Below are 20,127 nucleotides of genomic sequence, written 5' to 3'. Positions count from 1 at the left end.
CGATGGCACGCCCGAATTGCTGTGACAGCACAGCAAGGTCTGCGGCACGTTTTGCAATGTGGCCGCCCCGGACCGGGCTGCCGACGCTGCCTCACCCACATGCGAAGGCATGACGCGGCCGAGGCTCGGGGTCTTCTGGGCAAGGGGTGTACCCAGCAGCCCGGCCACCCTGATGCGGGGGGCGGGCACTCTGCCTGCATGGGGCCGGCCATGAACCCGCTTTCCGACCGACGTACACGACCATGGTGACATCGACCTTCGCGCGCCAGGTGGGCTTTGTGCTGGGCGTCGCCAGCGTCCTGATCCTGGCCTGGCGACTTCACGACGTGCTGGTGCTCACCTTCGGTGCGGTTGTGCTGGCGACGGCCATCCGGGCGGGCGCACGGCGGCTGGAGCAATGGCCCGGCTTGTCACCCCGGCCCGCGGTGGTCGCCGTGATCGTGCTCGTGACACTGGGCTTGTTGCTGGGCGGATGGCTGGTGGGCGACCCGTTCACCGAGCAGGTCGACCGCCTTCGGGAGCAACTTCCCGCTGCGATGGACGCCGCCACCCGCTGGCTCCGCCAACGCCCCGCGGGCCAGGCCCTGCTGCACTGGTGGCGCGGCCTGAGCGGCGATGGCATTGCCTGGGCACCCATCCTCAATGCTGCCGGCCTCACCTTCGGTGCGCTGGGCAACGCCGGGCTGATGGTGGTGCTGGCCGTCTACCTCGCACTCGACCCACGTCTGTATCGGCAAGGCCTGCTGCGGCTGGTGCCCCTGGCATGGCGCACCCGCGTCGCCAGCGCGCTCGAAGCCAGTGGGGAGGGGCTGCAGCGCTGGTTGCTGGGGCAGGGTGTGTCGATGCTCTTCGTGGGATGCAGCACGGCCATCGGGCTGGCCCTGCTCGGCATGCCCATGGCCCTCACGCTGGGCATCATCGCAGGCCTCATGGACTTCGTGCCCTATTTCGGGCCGATCGCCTCCGGGCTCGTGGCCGTGCTCTTCGCCTTCGGCGAGGGCCCGGACAAGGCCCTGTATGTGGCCATTCTGGCCGTCGTCATCCAGCAGGTCGAAGGCAACGTCCTGATGCCCATCGTGCAACGCCGTGCCGTGGAGTTGCCGCCGGTGCTGGGCCTGCTGTCCGTCGTGGTCTTCGGGCTCCTGTTCGGGGTCATGGGGGTGGTCTTCGCCACACCGATGATGGTGGTCACCATGATCCTCGTGCAAAAGCTGTACGTGCAGCAGGTGCTGCACGACCCGATGCCGGCCACGGCCGAGGCCTCCACCGTCACGCCACCGCCGGGAACGACCCCGCCAGGTTGAGTGCGCTCAGTGGGTCGGCGTGCCGCTTTGCGGACGCTGGCGTGCGCGGGCGATCTGCTCGGCATAGGCCGCCCGGGCGTTTTCCAGTTGCACGCGCCCGGCCTGCACAAACGGCTCGTTTTCGCTCAGCATCTGGGCCCACCCCTTGCGCTCGTAGCGGGTGAGCAGTTCCTCGCCGAGCAGCGCCAGGTCTGCGTTGTCGCGACGGCATTGCGACAGGGCGCGATCCTGCTCCGCACGTTGTTGCCGGTGTTGCTGCTCGGCCGCCATCGCGCCGTCTCGCACGCGCGCCAAAGCCGTTCCGGACTCGGCCAGGGTGGCACGGAGCCGCGCGGCTTCGTCCTGCAACTGTGTCCGCTCGGCTTTCAGCAAGGCCGCTTCGTCCTGCAGGGCCTGAAAGCGGCGCTGCAGCGCGCCATGCTGAGCACGCACCGCCGATGTCGCAGCCTCCGCGGCCGCCTTCTGCCGAGACAACTCAGCCTGTGCGGCCTGCTGACTGGCCTGCATTTCAGCCTGCGCCTGCTGTTGCTGGCGTACCTGCTCGCGCAGCCGGCGGATCTGCTCCCGGTCGCGATCCGTGCCGGACTGGGCCAGGGCGCCCCACGCCGTGCTGGCCAGCGTCAAAGCGACAAGCAGCCGTGTCGCCACGCGGCCCCGACGAACCTGGGCTCGGAGATCAGAAGCGCACATTGAGGTCCACCTGCAGCGTGTTGACCTGGTACTTCGCCTTGCGATAGGCGTCGGTCAGGTTGTTGAGGGGCGAGTCGATCGTCCGGCCCGCGAGGTAACGGATGCCGAGCGTGGTCTGGCGCGCCACGCCCAGGTTGAAGGCAGCCGTGTAGCCTTCCAGGTTGGTTCCACCCAGACCCAGATCGCTGTCGGTGAAGGCGTCCAGCACCGCGTCCGACCCGACATGGCGATAGGAGAGGGCGAACTGCCACTGGCCCAGTTCCTGAAGGGCGGGCCAGCCGAAGGTCGCCTTGAGCATGTAGCCGTCATCACGACCCCCTGGGCTGGTGCTCGCAAAGGCCGCACCGGCGCGCCGTCGGAAGTCGGCCTCATCAAAGCCCAGGTTCCGTGCGTACTCGGCCGACACCTGCAGGGAGAAGGGGGCGAAGTGCTGGAACTCGGCCGAGCCGGTCAGCACCACAGGTTCGAACTTGTAAGCCAGGCCCCACACCGGCGTCAGGTCAGCCGGATTGGTCTGGAACAGCGTGTTGCCCCGCTGGCGCAGGCTGCTGCCATATTCATACCGTCCGTAGACCAGGGGATCGGCCACGCTTCCGCCGCCGGTCTCCGTGTAGTAGCCGGTGTCCTCCCGGCCTTCGAGGTTCTGGTATCGGTAATAGGCCAGTCCCAGCTTGACCCGGGTGCGGGAGGTCGGTTCGAACTGGGCGCCCACCTGCGCCCCGACGAGGGCCCGGCCCGGTCGCTCGCCTGGACGCTGCTCCCGCAGCGGAAACCAGCCCACCGTGGCAAACGGCACGGTGGCGCGGTCTTCACTGAACCAGCGCGCGGTCGCGGCCACGCCCTCGAAGTTCAGGTTCTCGGACCAGACCATCTCGGTGCTGAACCAGGGGTTGGGGATGCGGCCGGCCTGGAGCGTGAAGTACTCGCTCGGGTCCAGGCGAAGGAAGGCCCGGTCGAAGAAGACCTGGTACTTGTTGAAGTCTTGGCCCAGTGTCTGGTTGGTGGACACCCGGTCGGTCGCATTGCCCGTGGCCAGGCGGATCCCCACCCCCACCTCGTCGCTCACCTTGGCAGACACGCCCAGCCGGGCGCGCAGCCGTTCGCGACTGCGCGCGTCCTGGGTGTTGCCCGATGCAATCGCGTAGTCGGTGCCATCGATCTGCACGGCACGGTAGGCCATGAAGTCCGCAGCCCGCGTCAGGCCGCCGGTGCCGTTGAACAACGAGGCCACATAGGTGTCGGCCGACGTGTTGTCGCTGGAAGGGCGGTCCTTCTGGAAGCGGTAGCGGATGTCGCCTTCGATGCGGACCCGGTCGATCCATGAAGGCGCGTTGGGCACGCCCCAGCGCTCCTGCCGGGCCTGGGCCAGCACCTCTTCGCGCACCTCGTTGCGCAACTGCGCCCGCGCGGCATCGCTGAGGTAAGGCACGCGGATCACGGGCCGCGCGCCCGGTGCACCGGCCACGGTCTCGGCGCTCGGCGGGGTCGCCGTCGATGGGGCGGCCGGCGCGCGGCTCGCCACGGCCTGGGCCGCCCGCTGCTCCGCCTGCTTGAGGATCGCGTCGGCCTTGTCGCGCGTCAGCACGCCGGACTCCACCAGCACCTCGATGAGGCTGAGCGTGGTCTGGCGGGCGGCCTCGATGGACGCGGCCTGGTCGGCGCGAGCGGCGAGGGGCGACACGGCGAGGGCCGACAGCACGGCCAGGGCCACCAGGGTGAGACGAGCGGGATGGAGATGGGACTTCATGGGGTGGTTCACGGTCAGCCAGTCACGCGGTTGGTGATGCGCAATGACAGCGGTTGGGGCAGGCTGGGAGGCACCTGGTCGATGCCCTGCAGGCGAGTGAGGGTCTCCTGCAGCAGGCGGTCGGTCTCGGGGTTTCCGGAGGTCGATGCCAGCTCGATGCGTTGCACATGGCCATCGGGCTGGAGCCACACGCGCACGTTCACCCGGTAGTCGCTGCCCTTCAGTTCGGGGCGCCGCGCCAGTTCGGTCTGGATGTGGCGCGTGAGCCGGTTCGTGAAGAACGCGAACTGCATGCGGTTGGCACCCCCACCCGAGCCGCTGCCCACGGCACCGCCCTGGTACTCCTGGCTCACGGCACCGGCCGCGAAGGCGCTCGGTCCCTCACCGGCAGGCCCGTCCATCTTGAGCTGCTGTGGCTCGGGGGGCGTGTCCATGGGCCGGGGCGGTGTCGGCATGGGCTGCGGCGCCACCTCCTGCTTCACGGGCTCGGGCTTTTTCTCTTCCTTGGGCGGCGGTGGCGGAGGCGGCGTGTCCGGCAGCACCGCAATCTTCACCGTCTGTCGGCGCGGCGATGCAGGCGCGTTGCCCAGCGACACGTAAAGCCAGTACGCCGCACCGGCCAGCAACGCCACCAGGGTCAGCGGCATCCCGATGCGCGCAACCAGTCGCTTCGGGCCCGGGTCGCTCGGGTGATGATCCAGTGTGGTCTGTGACATCGATCCGGTCCTTCAGGTGCCGATCCGCGATGTGACCAGGCCCATGCTCACCTGCAGCCGGTTGCACAGGTCGATGACGGCGACCACCTTGGCGTAGTGGGTGCGGGCGTCTCCCTTGATGGCGACGCTCATGCCGGGGTCACGTCCCCGCGCCTCGGACAGATGGCGTTCCAGCTCGGTCAGAGAAACGGCCGCGCCGTTGAGCAGCAAGGCCCCGTCGGGCATCACCTGGACCACCTTGAGTTCGTGCTGCTCGGTGCTGGGCTTGTTGCTGGGCTTGGGCATGTTGACCGTGAGCCCCTGCACCGAGGCCGTGGTCATCAGGATGAAGACCACCAGCAGCACATAGGCCAGGTCCAGCATCGGCGTGACATTGATGCTGTCGTAGGGTCGGGTGTCGTCTTGAACTTGCATGCCGGCACTCACTGCGCGCGTTTGGTCGCCAGCCCGATCTCGGTGATGTCGAGCCGCTTGGCGATCTCGAGCACGGCCATGACCTTGTCGTACTGGGTGGCCGCATCGGCCTTCAGGATCACGGGCAAGGCCGGGTTCGCGGCCTTGTGCTGGGCCAGGCTGGCACGCAGTTCATCCAGCGTGACCGGGTAGGCATCCAGGTAGACCTGCCCGTCGGCGGTGATGGTGATGCCCTTGGTCTGGGGCTTGGCCAGGTTGTTGGCCGCCTGGGTCAGCGGGCTGTCGACCTTCACCCCTTGCACGGACGCGGTCGTCATGATGATGAACACCACCAGCAGCACATAGGCCAGGTCCAGCATCGGTGTGACATTGATGTCGTCATACGCCTGCAGCTCGCCTTTGACATCGCCTGCCATCGCGGGCCCCGTCAGCGTGCGCCGTGGCGCTCGGCCACGCGGGTCACGAACTCGTCGACAAAGATGCTCATGTCGGCCGAGATGGACTTGATGCGCGAAGCCAGGTAGTTGTAGCCGAACAGCGCCGGGATGGCCACGGCCAGCCCTGCCACCGTGGCCAGCAGCGCCGCGGCAATGCCGGGTGCGATGGCGTTGACGTTCACGTCACCGGCGGCGGCAATCGCCGCGAAGGTGATCATCACCCCGACCACCGTGCCCAGCAGGCCGAGAAAGGGTCCGCCGGAGATGGCGATCGTCAGCAGCACGATGCGGCTGTTCAGGCTGTGCCCCTCGCGCACCAGATCCGCGTCGATCGCGGCCCGGACGGCGTTCAGCGAGGGGCCGCTGAGCGGGGCCACGCCGGGCTTGCCCACGTCGCGCTTGTGGAGCTCGCGCATGCCGGCCAGATACAGGCGCGCCAGCTGCGAGTGCGCCATGCCTTGCACCGGCACATCCAACACATCGCGGCTGTCGCGGAAGGCGCTCAGAAAGCGGCGGTTGTCCTTGTCGGCGCGGCCGACCAGCACGGCCTTGTCATACATCACCCAGGCGGCGATCGCGAACATCACGGCCAGGATGACGATGACCACCCAGGCATCGGTCGTCAGGTTGTCCACCAGGATGGCAAAGTGACCCGGTTCACCGCCTTCTCCGCCCTCGGCGCTGTCCTGCGTCTGGGCCACGGCCAGCATCAGGCGCGCTTCAGCGCCCTGCGCAGCCTGCGCGAACCGGATCCAGTCGGCACTGCGCACGGTATCGGCCACTTCGATCTGGTCCACCTGGCCGGTCAGGCCGGCGCCTACGCTCAACGGTCCGCCGATGGCGGGCGGGGTGTTGCCCAGATCGGCCTGCGCAGCCTGGTTGCCTTGCACATACAAGGTCAGCTTGCCCGCGCCCACGGTGACGGCCAGGTGAGTCCAGGCCGAGGCCGGCACGTTGCCCCCGGCCGCGTTGGCCGACCCGAGCGTGGCACGCAACGCGCCGCCCTCCATCACCAGTTTCAGCGGTCCCTGCTCGAAGACCGTGCCCTGCAGCGACGCCGGCTTGATCCACAGGCTCACGGAGTGAGGCCCCGGTGCGGCCGATTTCAGTGTGTCACCGGACCAGGTCAGCGCCTGGCCCTGCAGCACACCCGCCGCACCGATCAGGCCGTTGTTCTCGAGGGAAACCGGCGCCGTCGATGCCGTCCCGCCGACCCCATCGGTCGCCGGCTCGCCCGACTTGCCGGCGAAGCCCACCACCAGGCGCGTGGCCGTGTCGAACAGCTTGGGCGAGGTTGCTTCTGCACCGGCCTGGTCGTGTCCGGCGTACACATACACGGTGTTCTTGTCGGTGCCGGGCGCCACATTGGGCAGCTGCACCCAGACCACGCCGAGCTCGTTGGTGCTGTCAAAGCGTTCCACCCAGAACTTCAGCGGCGTCTTGTCGTCGGCGGCCACCACGCGCAGGTCACTGCCATCTGCTTTGGCTGCGATGAAATCGAAGTTGCCCGAATGCAGCCGGATGGGAATCACGGTGCCGGCCAGGGCCTCCTGCGTCTGCACGCCCTTGTCCGTGGTGTTGAGGGTGACGCGGGTGCGCTGCTTGAACTCGGCATTCCACCAGGCATGGGCCGGCGCAGCCGCCAGCGTGGACAACAAGGCAAACAGGCAAACAACTTTCCGTACGGCGTTCATGGCTCGGCGGTGATCAGGAGAGATGGAGGATTGTCAAAAGGGGCTGTGTCCCCCTCGGGAAACGCGATGAGCTGATCGGACCACCGCCCCCCGGGTGGGGTGGGTGGTCCGATCAAGGGGTCAACGGGTGCAGCCCGGGTCGTCGGCTGCACAGGCCAGCACGGACGAACCGTCGCCCAGGCTGAGCAGCTCGACGGTCACGATGCCGTTGGCCTCCTTGCGGCGCCCGGCCTGCGAAGCCTCGGCAAGCTGCGCGGCGCCGGCTGTGGCGTCCGCAGGCAAAGGTGTGTTGACGCGGACCGCGGGCCGCGAGACGACCGGCGGGGCGCCCTTCACGTTGCCCTTCAGGTTGTCACCGCCCTTCACCGGCCCGGCAACGCGGATGTCCCCGCCCGATTCGTTGCGGATGTAGGTGTCCAGCGCCAGCACGCCGCCCACCGGGGCAAACAGCTCGACGGTGCCTTGAGAGGTGCCGTCACGCTGTTTGAGCAGGCCGATGCCGCTGCCCGTTGTCACCGCCGGTGAGCGGAAGACGACGGCACCCGTGGACGGGTCCACCACGGGCACGGGCGCGGGCACGGTGACGTCGGTGTTCGAACCACGGCCCGAATCGATGGCGCCTTGCCGGGTGTAGAGCATGAGGTCGCCTTCACCCACGACGAAGGCCTTCTGCGTGTTCACCTGGAAGTCCCCGTCCGAGAACGACCGGATGCTGCCGCCACGGTAGGTGACCAGCCCGCGCGTCGCGGCCTTGGCCCGGTCGGTGTCCGTGGCCGACGAGTAGCCAACCAGCACCTGCCCACCGGGTGCGAACAGGTCGATGCCCCCCGAACCCAGCCCGCCGTCTGCCAGCGTGTGCACCTTGCTGGAAGCCAGGTTGATGTCGCCATCGAACACGAAGCCCGCGCCGAGGCCCGCCAGGCTGGTGGCCGCGTCGACCTCGCGCCACAGCGCATCGCGCAGGGCCTTGCGCCGCTGGTTCTCGACCGGATCGGTCGAATCAGCCAGCTCCACCGCCTGCTGCCCCAGCCGGCGTACCTCGCTCAGCAGAATTTCGTCCTTGAACTGCTGGAAGGCCGCACCTTGCCAGTCGGTGGCGTCCACGCCCTGCGATCGCGCCCGATCCTGCCATGCCGCCGCATAGGGCTGGCCGGCCATCACGTAGCGCGCGACAAAGGCGCGGTCGAGCACGGCCTGCGCAAAGCGAACCTGGTTGTCCCGGCTGAAGCCCTTGTACAAGGCCAGCGCGCCGGCGTAATCCAGCTCGGGCAACTGCTGTGGCGTCAATGCCAGCACCTGACGCACATGGCTGACCAGCGCGGCCTGCGCATCCGGGTGGCCGGCCAGGTGGCGTTCGGCGAAGGCATCCACGTCCACCGTCTTCGCCATCCCGGCACGCACCCGGATGCTGGCGCCCTCGTCCGGCAGCGCGGCGTTACCGACGTTGAAGGCAGAGATGCCGTAGTAGCTGCCGGGCAGGTTGCCGATGGTCTGGATGCCCCCCGAGGTTCGCAGGTCGATGTGCCGGCCCGCCTCGACCTGCAGTTCGCCGGGTCCGGCCAGCTGGATCATCCCGCTGTCGCGGTCTGTCGGGATGTTGTTGCGCCCGATGAGGTCCCCCCCGGCCCGGATGAGGGTCACGTCCGTGCGGTGGAAATGCTGGCCGGCATAGCTCAGGTCGACCACATCGCCTTCGGCTTCGATGCGCGCCGGCTTGGGCAAGGTCAGCCGCGTGTTGCTGGACAGATCGCCGACCGCGTACAGCGTGGCAGGCAGGGCGTCATCCTGGTGCAGGGTGCTGGCATACAGCGTGTCCACCGACAGACGCCGGTTGTCCCCTGCCAGGCCCAACTCGGCAGGCCGCAACGTGGCCTGCACCCCATCCGTCCAGCCGGTCTCGAGGGCCGGTCGGCTCGGGCTGGGCCAGCGCGCCGGATCGCCCTCCAGCATGACGATGCCACGGGCGCCCCCCCGGAGAACCATGTCGCCGCCGGCATACAGGCTCAGGTTGCCGGTGGCCGACGGGAAGAGCCACAGTGCGTACGGGTCGGCTGTGAGCAGCCTCACGTCGCCCGTGCCCGAGCTCAGGTGCACGGTGGGCGGCGCCACCTGCGCCAGTCGGTTGCTGACGGCCAGTGCACGCGTCAGCCGGTCTGCCGACGGCATCAGCTGGCTGCTGCTGTGCAGGTAGTTGAAGTAGCCCTGCACGGCAGTGGGCCGCGTGGCCGTTCCGACCACAGCATCGAACGACGAGAAGGTGCGCTGTGCGTCCCACACCACGTCGCCTGATGCGGTGCTGGCATGCAGGCCGCTCTGCGCGCCGTAGGTGAAGAAGGTGGCCGCGTTCTCGGCCGGCACGCGGGTGGTCGACGGCGACGACAGGGCCGTCGGGTTGTACAAGGCGGCCAGCTCGATGCCGGTGCGGGCCTGCAGCGTCCATCGGCCGTCCATCAAGGCCAGGATGGCGCCCTGCGCCGGCACATCGGCCTTCTGGTTGCTGCCACGCGCCATCGCCCCACCGGCTTCCAGGCGGCCCTCGCCGCGGCCCAGCAGAAAGACGCCACCCAGAATGTCGCGACCGGCCTGCACCGTGAGGTCTCCGCCATTGCGGACGTCGAGCCGCACGCCCTGCAGCACCGGCATCCCGTCGGCATCGGTCTCCCAGGTCTGCACATGCCGGCCGGATGTCGGCGCCACGACACCGAGGTTGACGATGTCGCGTCCGGCCGAAACCTGCACGCCCCCACCGCCGAAGGAGCCGAGCCCCTGCTTGAAGGCGGGCAGGTAGCTGGCCCAGGCGCCCGCGCCCACGCCGCCATCTCCGTCGGCCACGGCGGCATGCAGCAGCCAGTTACCGGGCAACTGAACCGGGGCGGCCGACTGGATGTCCCGTCCGGCATGCACCGCCAGGCGCCCACCACCGTCGGTGAAGCCCAGCGCGGCGATGTCGGGCGCCAGCGAGACCTGCTCCGGCGACAAGGTTGCCGGCTGACCGGCAACATAGACCAGGCCCTGCGTCGGGGTCGCCCCTGAGCCGGGCGCCAGCACCACATCGCGTGCGGCCGCCAGTTCGATCGAGCCGGCCGTGGTGCGGACCAGCTTGCCACCCGCCACGGTAAGGTCACCTGCCGTGCCGGCCGACCCGACAGCAAGCAGGTCGGCACTGCCCAGATCGGCACCGGCCACCAGTCGCATCGAGGCCGCCGGCCCCGAAGCGATGACGCCAGTGGCCGCGGCGCTCGTGAAGCCATCACTGAGGCTGCCCTGTACGCGCAGGTGGCCGCCCGCGCGAACCGTCAGCATGAAGGGGGCGACCGGGTCCTCACCCGTGCGCGCCGCATTCCAGAGGTTCCAGTCCTGGGCGATGGTGAGATCACCCGCTCCGCGCAGTTCGATGCCTGCGCGCAGGCTGGCCTGTCCCTCCAGGCCCAGCGAGCGCATCAGGATGTCGCGGTGGGCCATGAACTCGCCTGCCTGGGTGCTCAGGTCGCGCTGACCCAGCATGGTGCCCGAGCTGCCACCGCTGCGCAGCCCGGTGTAGGCCTCACCGGCCTCGTTGCGGGCATACACCCGCGCCGCCTCCACCAGGACCTCACCCGCAGTCAAGGTGGCGGCCACAGGGGTCATGCGCAGCGCGTTCACCAGGGCGTCGGCCTCCATCCGGGGATCGGCACCGCTGGGGTCCGATTCGGCGCGGGCCATCGCGTCGTACACCGCCAGCAAGGTGGCGTCGTCGTCGCGCTCGGCACGCAACACGATGCGGCCTGTCCCTGCGTCGACCTGGGCGCCGGCCTGCAAGGACAGCACACCGGCCACAGGCAGGGTCTGTTCCATGACCTCACCCGTGTCCGGATCCACGACCCGCTCGGTGCGTGAGCCACCGACGGCAGACAGCAGGACATCTCCCCCCGCCGCGCCCTGTCGGGTGGAACCGGCCGTGATGCGGGCCTGGTCCTCCAGGGTCAGCCCCTGCGCCGCCAGCTGCACCAACCCGCCTTGCGGCGCGGTGGCGTCCACATGGGCGTGCCCGCCGAGCGTCAGGCTTGCCTGGTCCACCGTCAGCTGCACGCGGGCCGCTTTCAGCAAGGTATCGAGCTTCTGGGCTTCGGTGCCGCGCACGCGGGCCGAGAAGGCCCCATGCAGACCGCCCTGGTTCGCCAGGTCGGCGAGTCGATCGAGCGCACTGCGCGCTGCCGACGCGGTGATCTGTCCGCCGTCGTCAGCCCGGAGCCGGCCGGCGTCGACCTGCAGCGTGCCTGCCTGCGCGGCGGGGGCTGCGCGGCCGATGAGGCGTGCCGAATCCGCCAGGTGCAAGGTACCCGCTGCCGTGGCCGCCGACAGGATGATGCCGCCCGCCGCCTTGGCCGAATCCGATGCCGAAGCAGCCTGCCATCCCGTCACGCGGCCTGCGGCATCGCGCACGGCGACACCACCGGCCGACACATCGATGGTGCCGCCCACATGCACATCACCTTCCAGCGCCCGCGCCGTGACCTGCCCGCCCGCGGTGCTGACTGCCCACTGCTGGCCAGCCTGCAATACCGCGCCCGCCGCGCTGGTGGTCGACCCGGCCGCCATCACCACGGTGTCAGTCCGCCCGGCCGCACCGCGGCCCTCCAGGGTGACACGGCCGGACGCCAGTTCCACCCGGCCCGCCTGAACCACCCGCTGACCGGACAACTGCAGTGCAGCGCCGAGGCCCACGTGCTCGCCGAGCGTGCGACCGCCCGGCGTCGACGTCACGCTCAGCACCCCTCCGGCATCTGCCGCGTGGGTGGTGCCGGACGTGGCCGTCACCCGCGCCGCCGACAAGGTCAGATCGCCCTGTGCGGTCAATGCGTGCGAGGTGCCCGCCGGACCGTCGAAGACGATGTCGCCCTGGCTGGACAGGCGCGCGGCGTCCACCGCCAGGCGAACAGCCCCCTGGCCGATGGTGAGCCCCCCGGTGCGGACATCGGACCAGGTCGGGTCCGCCGCCACGTTCAGGGTGCCGGCACCCGTCACCTCAGGCGAGGCCGACCGGCCCGTGGTGTTGCGCAGGGTCACGTTCTGGGCGCGCACCCGCATTTCGCCACCCTGACCCTGCAGGCTAGGCGCATCCAGCGTCAGGCGCTGGGTGGCCGCACTGCCCAGGATCACATCCTGAGCCAGGGTCAGGCCGCCGTAGCTGCGCAGCTGCAGCCGCTCGACCTGGTTGACCTGGTCGAGCAAGCGCCCCTCGATGCCCAGCGCCCCACGGTCGGATGGGGACTCTGCCCCCACCACGATGTCCCGCGCAGCCAGTGCGAGGGCCCGGCTGCGCAGGTCAATGCCCGGCGCCATCTCGAGGCGGTCTGCCGCGTCCAGCACCACGTTGGCTGCCGCCAGAGAGGCCGGTGCGCCATGGCCCGCCCTGACCGTGACGGTGCCCAGCGGCGCGGCGCCGGGCACCTGCGCACTGAGATCCCGTTGCAGGTCCAGGCCGAGATCGCGGCTCACGGCCAGGGCAGCTCCCTCGCCGTCGATGCGCACGACGCGCGGTGTGTCGGTGGTCGCGTGGCGCGTGGCGTCCACCGTCAGCGACACCGACGGGCCGATGTCGATGCGCTGGCGGGCCACGGCAATCAGTTCGCCGCCGTCCACATCGCCTTCGAATCGGATGCGATCGGCCAGCGTGGTGACCACGGCCTCGCCCTGCACCTGGGTGCGGCGGCCCCCAAGAAGAATGCTGTCCGCCTGGGTGGCCGACAGGGCCTCGGCCGACACCCGCACCTCGTCTTCCTCCAGGGGGAGCCCGGTGGCCGGCCCGCGAGCCACGACCAGCGCCTGCCCCATGCTCAGGTCGAGTTCGCCGCCCTGAAGCTGGTACTGCGCCTGCCAGTGAAAGCCCTTGTCGGACAGCAGCGACACCCGTCCGCCCTCTGCGGGCCGGCTCACCGGCTCCTCCCGCAGGAAGTCCTGGATGGACACGCGGTCCACGCGGGACTGGGCCGCCACCGTGGCCGCCGGCTCCAGCACCAGGGCCAGATCCGGGCGGTTGCCACCTCGGATGCCCGTGCCCACGGCCGTGCGGTAGCCCGACACCAGCACGCTGCCATCGGCCTGCTGTTGTCCTCGTGCCAGGGGCTGGCTCACGTCCAGCTGGGTGGCCGAGACCAGCACAGCGCCCGGCAGCACGCCATAGCGCGCGGGCAGCAGGGTGTAGGTGCCCACCGGCAGCACCCCGTTGGCCGAGGTGATGCGGACCTGTTCGCCCGCCTGCAGCGGCTGGCCGTTCAACCCGGCGGCCAGCGCGGTCTGGGTGTCGTAGGGTGCGAAGTCATGGCGGTAGCCCGGCACGATCGCGTACACGCCCGGCCGGTTGAACGTGTCGGTCGTGCCGCCCACGCCCTGCACGAAGGACCAGGCCAGCAGATCCCCGCCAGCCTGCGCCTGAACCATCGATGTGGGTGCCACCTGCAGATCGGGCGACTCGATGCGCACGTCCTTGTGCAGATCGACCAGGTCAAGCACGGCCTTGGCCTCGGTCGACGACGTCACGCCTGCCAGGTTGGTGCCGTACAGCCAGGTCTGGCCGTTGAGCGTGAAGCCGACCGGCACGGTCAGGCCCGCCCCGCTGACGGACAAGCGACTGCCATCCAGCAAGGACACCCGGGCTCCTGTCAGGGCGATGTCGCCAAAGGGCTGGTCGATGGTGCCGCCATGGCGCACCGTGCCGGCGTTCAGGGTCAGGCTGCCCAGGGCGGACAGGGGCGCGGCACTGCGCGATCCGCCTCGCGGGTTGAAGGTGGCCAGACGGGCGTCGGCGTTCCCCTCGATGCGCGCAGCGGTCAGGGTGCTCGCATACAGGTTGCCGGCGGTCAGGTTGAGGTCGCCAGCGAAGGCCAGACGGGCCTCGGGTCGCGCCGCGCCATCGCCCAATCCGATCAGCCGGATCTCGCCATCCTGCCGGCCTTCCGAGCCATCGGCGCCCAGCGTGGCACGCAAGTCGGTCCGGCTCAGGCCCTGCAGCGCATGGCTGCCATACCATTCGATCAGACCGGCGTGGATGTCCAGCGTCGCACTCCCCGTCGTCGCAGCACCAGCGGACCGCATGCCCAGGGCCGGGTCGGCCGACCGGCTGGACCCCACGCTCACGTACTGAGCCTCGACGTCCACACGGTTCGGGGTGGACGAGCCGCCTTCGGCCGCGATGACGGGCGCGTCCAGCACCACGGCGCGCAGCGCAACCGAGCCGGGCATGACAGACGGCGCCCCCTTCAGGCTGGCCCCGTTACCCAGCACGATGCGTTCACTGGCGCTGAGGCCGATGCGATCGAAGCCGCCTTTCAGCAGCTGCTCGGCAGACACCTGGCTCTCGCCGAAGACCCGTCCAGCGGCGTCACCCGCCACCTGGTCGGCCGTGGCCACCAGTCGGATGCGGCCGACCTGATCCAGGCTGTCGACCGGAAACACAGTGCCCGGCGTCACCCCATCCTGCAGCAGAAAATCCTTGATGCTGCCCGCCAGCGTGCGGGCTTCGAAGCGCCCCCCGGCCACGCTGTCGTCCGGGCGGTGCGCCAGCAGCGTGCCCCCGAGGTAGAAGCCATACAGCGATGACACCTGCAGTTCGCCGGCGCCCGCGCTCAGCCGCGTTGGCGTGCGCGATGTCCCGATCTGCACGTCGGCCTGTGCCCCGCTGAGGTCGATGGTGGCGCCCGCATCCATCCACACCCCGCCGCGCTGGGCATCGGGGTTCAGCTGCACGGTGCCGCCACCAAGCACATCGCCCACGACCCGTTGCTGGCTGCCAGCCGCGACCGTGCGCACGCGCGCCGCCCCCGACACGTCGATGCGGCTGCCGTCGTGCAGCGCCACGCCCTGGTCGGGGAGGTAGCCCACCGGGTCGAGCTCGGTGGCATTGGTGGGAGACGAACCCACGCGGTGCAGGTTGGCGTCCGTGCCCAGTCCCACGCTCACCCGGCCACCCCGCGCCACCAGCGCCCCGTACAGGTCGACCCGGTGGCTGCCGCGCAAGGTGATGCTGCCGCCCAACCCCGCATCGATCACGGCCCCCTCGGCCACGGTGACGCGTCCCCCGAGGTTCAGGCCGGTCGGCCGCTCCAGCGACGCCACATCGGCCCGCAGGCTGGAGGCGTCCAGCGTGATGGACACCGGCTTGCGCAGAGCCTCGTCGAGCACGGCCAGGCCGAGCTCGTTCAGGAGGCCGCTGCCGCCCGTGACCGCGCCCACCTGCCGCGCCGGCGTGCCGCCTCGCATTTCAACCAGGTTGACCAGCCTGGGTGCAATGCGGGTGCCCTGGGCGACCGTGATGTCGCCTTTGGTCTGCAGGGTGATGCGGCCGAAGCCGCCCTCCGAGAAGAACGCAGGGGTCAGGGCCATGCCCAGCGGATCGGCCAGGTTGCTGTCGACGGGCCCGTCACCGATCCACAGCGCCCGCATGCCACCCAGGGTCAGCGAGCCACCGGCCGAGAAGTCATGTCCTCGCAGCGTGCCGCCCAGGCGCAGGCTGCCGATCACGGTGTCTTCCGGCACACCGGCCGGCACGGTGGTGTTCACCTGCACCTGGATGGCACCGGCCTTGCCCTTGATCCGTCCCTGGCTTGTGCTGCGAACCATGGCCGCCGACACATCCAGCAATGCGCCCGACTCGATGGCGACGGACTGGCCCGCCTTCACACTGATCTGCCCTCCATCGGCCTGGGCCCCCGACGGTCCGGCCCCACCCGACACGTCGAGCACGGCTGTGCTGGCCACCGTCACGCTGCCGGTTCCGGCGCCCGTGGCGTTGCCTTCGCCCGTCACGTTGGTGCGAGCCTGGCCGGCTTCCACCGCGATCTGGCCGCCCGCGGCCCGGATCTGACCCGCGACGTGCACATGGCCCGCGCCCTGGCTGGCCGCCAGGAAGCTGCCCGACGCGCCCAGATCCAGTTTCACGTCGGCCTCGACCACCACGTCGTGGGGCACGGCCGCCGTCTGGGTGGCCTTGAGCGCCACGGCCGAGGCGCCGCTGGCCTGCAGCTTCCGTGCGGACACCTGGGTTTCGTTGGCAAACTCTGCCAACCAGCTGGACGAGGCGCCCTCGTCGAGGGCGGGCAGGCTCGGCATCCGTGCCTCGGTGTCTGCGACAAGCCGCATTCCGCCCTGGGTGTTCTCGATGTCGACACGGGCACCCAGCGGCCGCAGGCTGGCATACAGATGCGGCGAGCCCATCAGCGTCAGCGAGCGCCCCAGTTCGGTCGAGAGGCGGGTGTTCAGCTGCCTGCTCGCATCGGTCGCGCTGACGACGGTGCCGGTCGGATCGCCTCGCCATTGCAGCGGGCCCACCATGGCGTCGCCCTGGATGTCGGCGCCCAGGTAGATCGTGTCGCCCTTGAGGCTCAGCCAACCCGCATCCGCGCCTTCCACATAGCCGCTCTGCCGCGCCTGCGGGGCCGCGGCCAGCAAGGTGCCGTCTGCGCCCGCGCTCGTCTCGCCGCGCAGTTGCCCCGGGTTGATCAGGCGGTCGTATCGCACGTCGGCACGCGCCTGCTCAATGGGCACCGCCGTTCCCTTGCCCGTCCCCAACACCGAGGAATAGACCTCGCCGGCGTCGTACCGCTTGCTGCCGCCCGACACATCGAGCTTCACGCCATCGGCCACCACCAGGGCACCATCGACCTCCAGGCGGAGGTTGCCACCGCGCACCGACAGCTCGCGCGCCGTGCGCTCGATCAGGTTGTAGGCGCCCTTGACGTTCGCCACCGCCACCGGCTTGCGCGCATCGAAGTAGACCTGGTTGCGATACAGGGTGCCGCCGCGCTGCACCGGGGTGTCGGCCAGTTCATTCTGATAGAGGTTCAGGCTCAGCTGGTTGCGGCTCATGGGCAGCACCACATCGCGCAACCCGGCCACGCTCAGGCGGGCGCCCTGGTCGATGAACAGGCTGGCATCGCCCGTGGCCACGCCCTCACCCGTGAAGAGCGGATGCTGGGCGGTCGCTGCCGCCATCACGGACAGGTTGCCGGAAACGGCCTCTACCAGCGCGTTGCGGCCGATGCGGATGTCCTTGCCGAGCAGGTCCACGGTGGATCGGTAGAAGGTCTCGGCATCTTTCTGGGTGGCCGAGCTGTCGGCGGGCGTGACGCGGGTGACGCTGTCCGCGCCGATCTCCAGCGTGCCCAGTGCCCCATGGACTGCGGTGTCCGCATTCAACGCCGTGGCTGCGACCGCGTGCAGCATGACGGCGCCGTTCTCGCCGCGCACCGCAGTGGTGGCCGAGAGCTTGCCGTTCTGGCGAACGACCATGCCCACCAAGTTGATGCGCCCCTTGTCGGCCACGACCTCGTTGATGCGCTGTTCCAGCCCGGCCGTGCCGGTGGCGTCTCCCACCACCGTCTCGCCGTCGCGCACGGCATAGGAGCCCGCACGGGCCTGCTCCACCGTGTTCACGCCGGCCTGGGTGGCCGTCAGCGCGGGGTCGAAGGCATCGACCGTCACCCACAGGCCGCGCTGCGCGGCATCGGTCGAGCTGAAGAGATAGACCTTCTGGCCGGCGGCCATGACGGTCTGGCCCGATGGCGTCTCGATGCGCCCCTCATTGAGCACACGGGGTGCCACCAGGATCACGTCGCCACCGGCCAGAGCCTTGATCTCGGCACCGCGTTCCACCGAGACAAAGCCCTTGTCCTCCTGGTCGGTTCCGCCGAATGTCGGCGTGCTGCCCCCCTGTGCAGACCGCAGCCCCTTGAGAAAGGTTTCGTCGGCCAGCCGCAGGGCCGTGGCAACGAAGCGCTGGGTGTCGACCCGTGCCGTCGGCCCGAACAGGATGCCGTTCTGGTTCTGCAGCAGCACCTCGCCGTTGGCCTGGATGCGGCCCAGAATGATGCTGGCCTGGTTGTCCCAGATGTTGTTGAGCGCGGCCCCGCCGGTGGGCTGCACGAAGCGCACGGTGTAGCCCTGGCCGATGTCGAAGCTGTCCCAGTTGATGATGACGCGCTGGTCGAACTGGTCAATGCGCATCGTCTTCGGATCGGTGGTGTCGATGCGGAAGCGGTTGACGTCGACCGGGTTGCCCGGTGTCGCCCCGCTGAAGTCCCGCAGCCGCTGGGGCAGGTTGGCCATCGGACGACCGGCCGTCGCACGCGCGGCGGTCACCTCTCCACTGCGCGGAATCAGCGTGGACAGCGAAGGGCGGTCGGCCGCCCACGCGCCCGGTGGCCCATAGGCCAGGACCGCTGCCAGGGCCGCGCCAGCCAGGTCCCCTGGCAGGCCACCGGGACGACGGCGTGCGCCGTGCTCACCGGTGCCGGACGCCTTGCCGGCGCTGCGGGTGTGCTCCCCGGCGGGCACACACATGCCGCGGCGACGATCGAACACCAGACGATGGACATGCTTGTTCATGATGAAAACCTCTTCCCGGACCTGCTTCAGAACGCCTGACGCACGCTGAACTCCCAGCGTGGCGTGCGGCGCGTGGCCGCATCGAAGCCACCATCCGCGGCGGCACGGCGGGTGGCGTACACGGGCATGGCCACGTCCAGCGAGGCCGTGAGCCCGTCGCCGTGGCGCATGCGCCATCCCAGGCCATAGCTACCCAGGTTCACGCGCGCCAGCTGACCTTCCAGCGCCTGCTTGAGCAGCACGCTGCCGCGGTCGACAAAGCCGAGCGCGCTCAGACGCCAGTCACCGTGCTGCCACCAGGCTGGCGTCTGCGCTTCCAGCCGCAGGCTCCAACCCTGATCGCCCACCTGCTCGTAGTCGTAGTAGCCCCGAATGGAATCCATGCCACCCAGGCCGAATTGCTCGCCCGAGGCCAGTGGCCCCGACGCAAGCTGGGCATCGGCACTGAGGTCGAACTGCCACCCCGCGCCCAGCGGCCGGCGGTGCGTCATGCCGAAGCGCCACACCAGGAAATCCGGGCTGGCGCCCGACCGCTTGCATTCGAACTGGTCGAGGATGCGGCCCTCGCAGTTCACTTCCCGTCCTGCCCAGCTTCGGCTGGAGCCGGCCACCGAGGTGCGCAGCGTGCTCAACGTGGCCTCACCGTGGTCCCAGGCCAGGTCGTACCCCAGGTTGAACACGGGGTACTTGAGTGCGGGACGCTGGGTCGTGAACCCGGAGCCCGTGACCGACCGGTCTCGGTTGAGCTTGCGGTCCAGCCCCACCGACCAGCTGTGGACCACTGGCCATTGCCATGCTGGCAGCTCATGCCGCCAGCGCAAGCTGTAGAACGTGCCGCGCGTGATCGTGGCGCCACCGACGGACGTGCCGGTGGGCGTGTCGGCCGCGCTGTTCGTCACGGACAGCGTGAGCCCATCGCGGGGCGTCAGCGGCAGGTCATACAGCACCGACAGCGTGTTGGCGTCGCTCGGACGCGTGGGCGCAACCTGCCAACTCAGGCCCAAGGTGTGGCCGCGCTGAAACAGGTTGCCGTACGAGGCGGTGGTCTCCAGGCGGCCCCGTTCGGTGTTGAAGCCCTGACGCGAATTGAGTTCGAGCGCTGCCTGCACGGGGCGCTTGTCTTCCACCTTCAACTCCACGTCGATCCGGTCCGGCTCACTGCCTGCGCCGATCACCGGCGTCACCTGCCGATGCGGCGTCTGCAAGGCCGCCAGTTCATCCTGGACCTGCGGGAAGTAGGGCAGGGCACCGGGCGCCAGGCCGGGTACGGCCTCCTTGACCCGGCTGGGCAGGTGGTGCTTGGCCCCCGTCACGCGCAGTTGTTCGACCCGCGCCTCGGTCACCTCCAGGCGCACCTCCCCTGCATCGACGCGCTGATTCGGCAAGGACACCACGATGGAGAGGAAGCCTGCGTCCTGATAGGCCTTCTCGAGCGCCTGGCGCGCCGCCTCCAGATCCGCAAAGCGTCGCCCGGGCCCCAGATACGGCTCGAGCACCTGTCCGACCACAGCGGGCGAGAGCGCGGCACTGCCTTCGACGACGTACTCCAGCACATCGAACACCGGGCCGCCGGCCTGATCGGATCGGGGCTGGGCTGCGGCCCACGGCGCGCTGACAACGGCGCCCACACACCACAGGAGACGCACACAGGCGAAGGTCTGTTTTTTCATTTCCAACAACAACACAAAGCGACAGTCCCCTGGGCAGGGGACTGTCGTTTTCAAGGTGGATTCCGGGGCACCGGGGCGCCGGAATCCTCAGCGG

General features: G+C 69.7%; 9 protein-coding genes. 1 reads left to right on the top strand and 8 read right to left on the bottom strand.

Features of this window, described 5'->3' with window-relative positions; translation table 11 throughout:
• The first annotated feature begins 242 nt into the window (after positions 1-242).
• Positions 243-1,304 carry an AI-2E family transporter gene (locus QZ709_RS09475; RefSeq protein ID WP_294637021.1) on the top strand — a complete coding sequence of 354 codons (1,062 nt, stop codon included), beginning with the start codon at positions 243-245 and terminating at the stop codon, positions 1,302-1,304.
• A 6-nt stretch (positions 1,305-1,310) separates the two neighbouring features.
• Here QZ709_RS09475 and QZ709_RS09470 read toward each other — a convergent pair whose 3' ends face one another.
• The 8 genes from QZ709_RS09470 to QZ709_RS09435 form a co-directional block, all read right to left on the bottom strand.
• A complete protein-coding gene (locus QZ709_RS09470) occupies positions 1,311-1,994 on the bottom strand; it encodes a hypothetical protein (RefSeq protein WP_294637020.1) in 684 nt (227 codons plus the stop codon).
• Entirely contained in the window at positions 1,981-3,741 is a 1,761-nt protein-coding gene (locus QZ709_RS09465) for a putative porin (protein WP_294637019.1), read from the bottom strand. Before QZ709_RS09465 ends, QZ709_RS09470 begins: the two co-directional genes overlap by 14 nt.
• Before the next feature lie 14 nt (positions 3,742-3,755).
• Entirely contained in the window at positions 3,756-4,457 is a 702-nt protein-coding gene (locus QZ709_RS09460; RefSeq protein WP_294637018.1) for a TonB C-terminal domain-containing protein, read from the bottom strand.
• A gap of 12 nt (positions 4,458-4,469) precedes the next feature.
• Complete coding sequence (locus QZ709_RS09455; protein ID WP_294637017.1) at positions 4,470-4,871, bottom strand: biopolymer transporter ExbD; 402 nt, start codon at positions 4,869-4,871, stop codon at positions 4,470-4,472.
• An 8-nt stretch (positions 4,872-4,879) separates the two neighbouring features.
• Positions 4,880-5,287, bottom strand: a complete 408-nt coding sequence (locus QZ709_RS09450) for a biopolymer transporter ExbD (RefSeq protein WP_294637016.1) — start codon at positions 5,285-5,287, stop codon at positions 4,880-4,882.
• Positions 5,288-5,298: 11 nt separating this feature from the next.
• A complete protein-coding gene (locus QZ709_RS09445; RefSeq protein ID WP_294637015.1) occupies positions 5,299-7,002 on the bottom strand; it encodes a DUF2341 domain-containing protein in 1,704 nt (567 codons plus the stop codon).
• Between the two features lie 120 nt (positions 7,003-7,122).
• Entirely contained in the window at positions 7,123-18,363 is an 11,241-nt protein-coding gene (locus tag QZ709_RS09440; RefSeq protein ID WP_294637014.1) for a filamentous hemagglutinin N-terminal domain-containing protein, read from the bottom strand.
• Between the two features lie 26 nt (positions 18,364-18,389).
• On the bottom strand, positions 18,390-20,033 hold the full coding sequence (locus tag QZ709_RS09435) for a ShlB/FhaC/HecB family hemolysin secretion/activation protein (protein WP_294637013.1): 1,644 nt from the start codon (positions 20,031-20,033) through the stop codon (positions 18,390-18,392).
• Between the last annotated feature and the right edge of the window lie 94 nt (positions 20,034-20,127).

The sequence above is a fragment of the uncultured Aquabacterium sp. genome, assembly GCF_913773725.1.
Taxonomy (GTDB): Bacteria; Pseudomonadota; Gammaproteobacteria; order Burkholderiales; family Burkholderiaceae_C; genus Aquabacterium.
The sequence above is the reverse complement of the archived record's forward strand: the minus strand, read 5'-3'. Positions and strand labels throughout refer to the sequence as shown.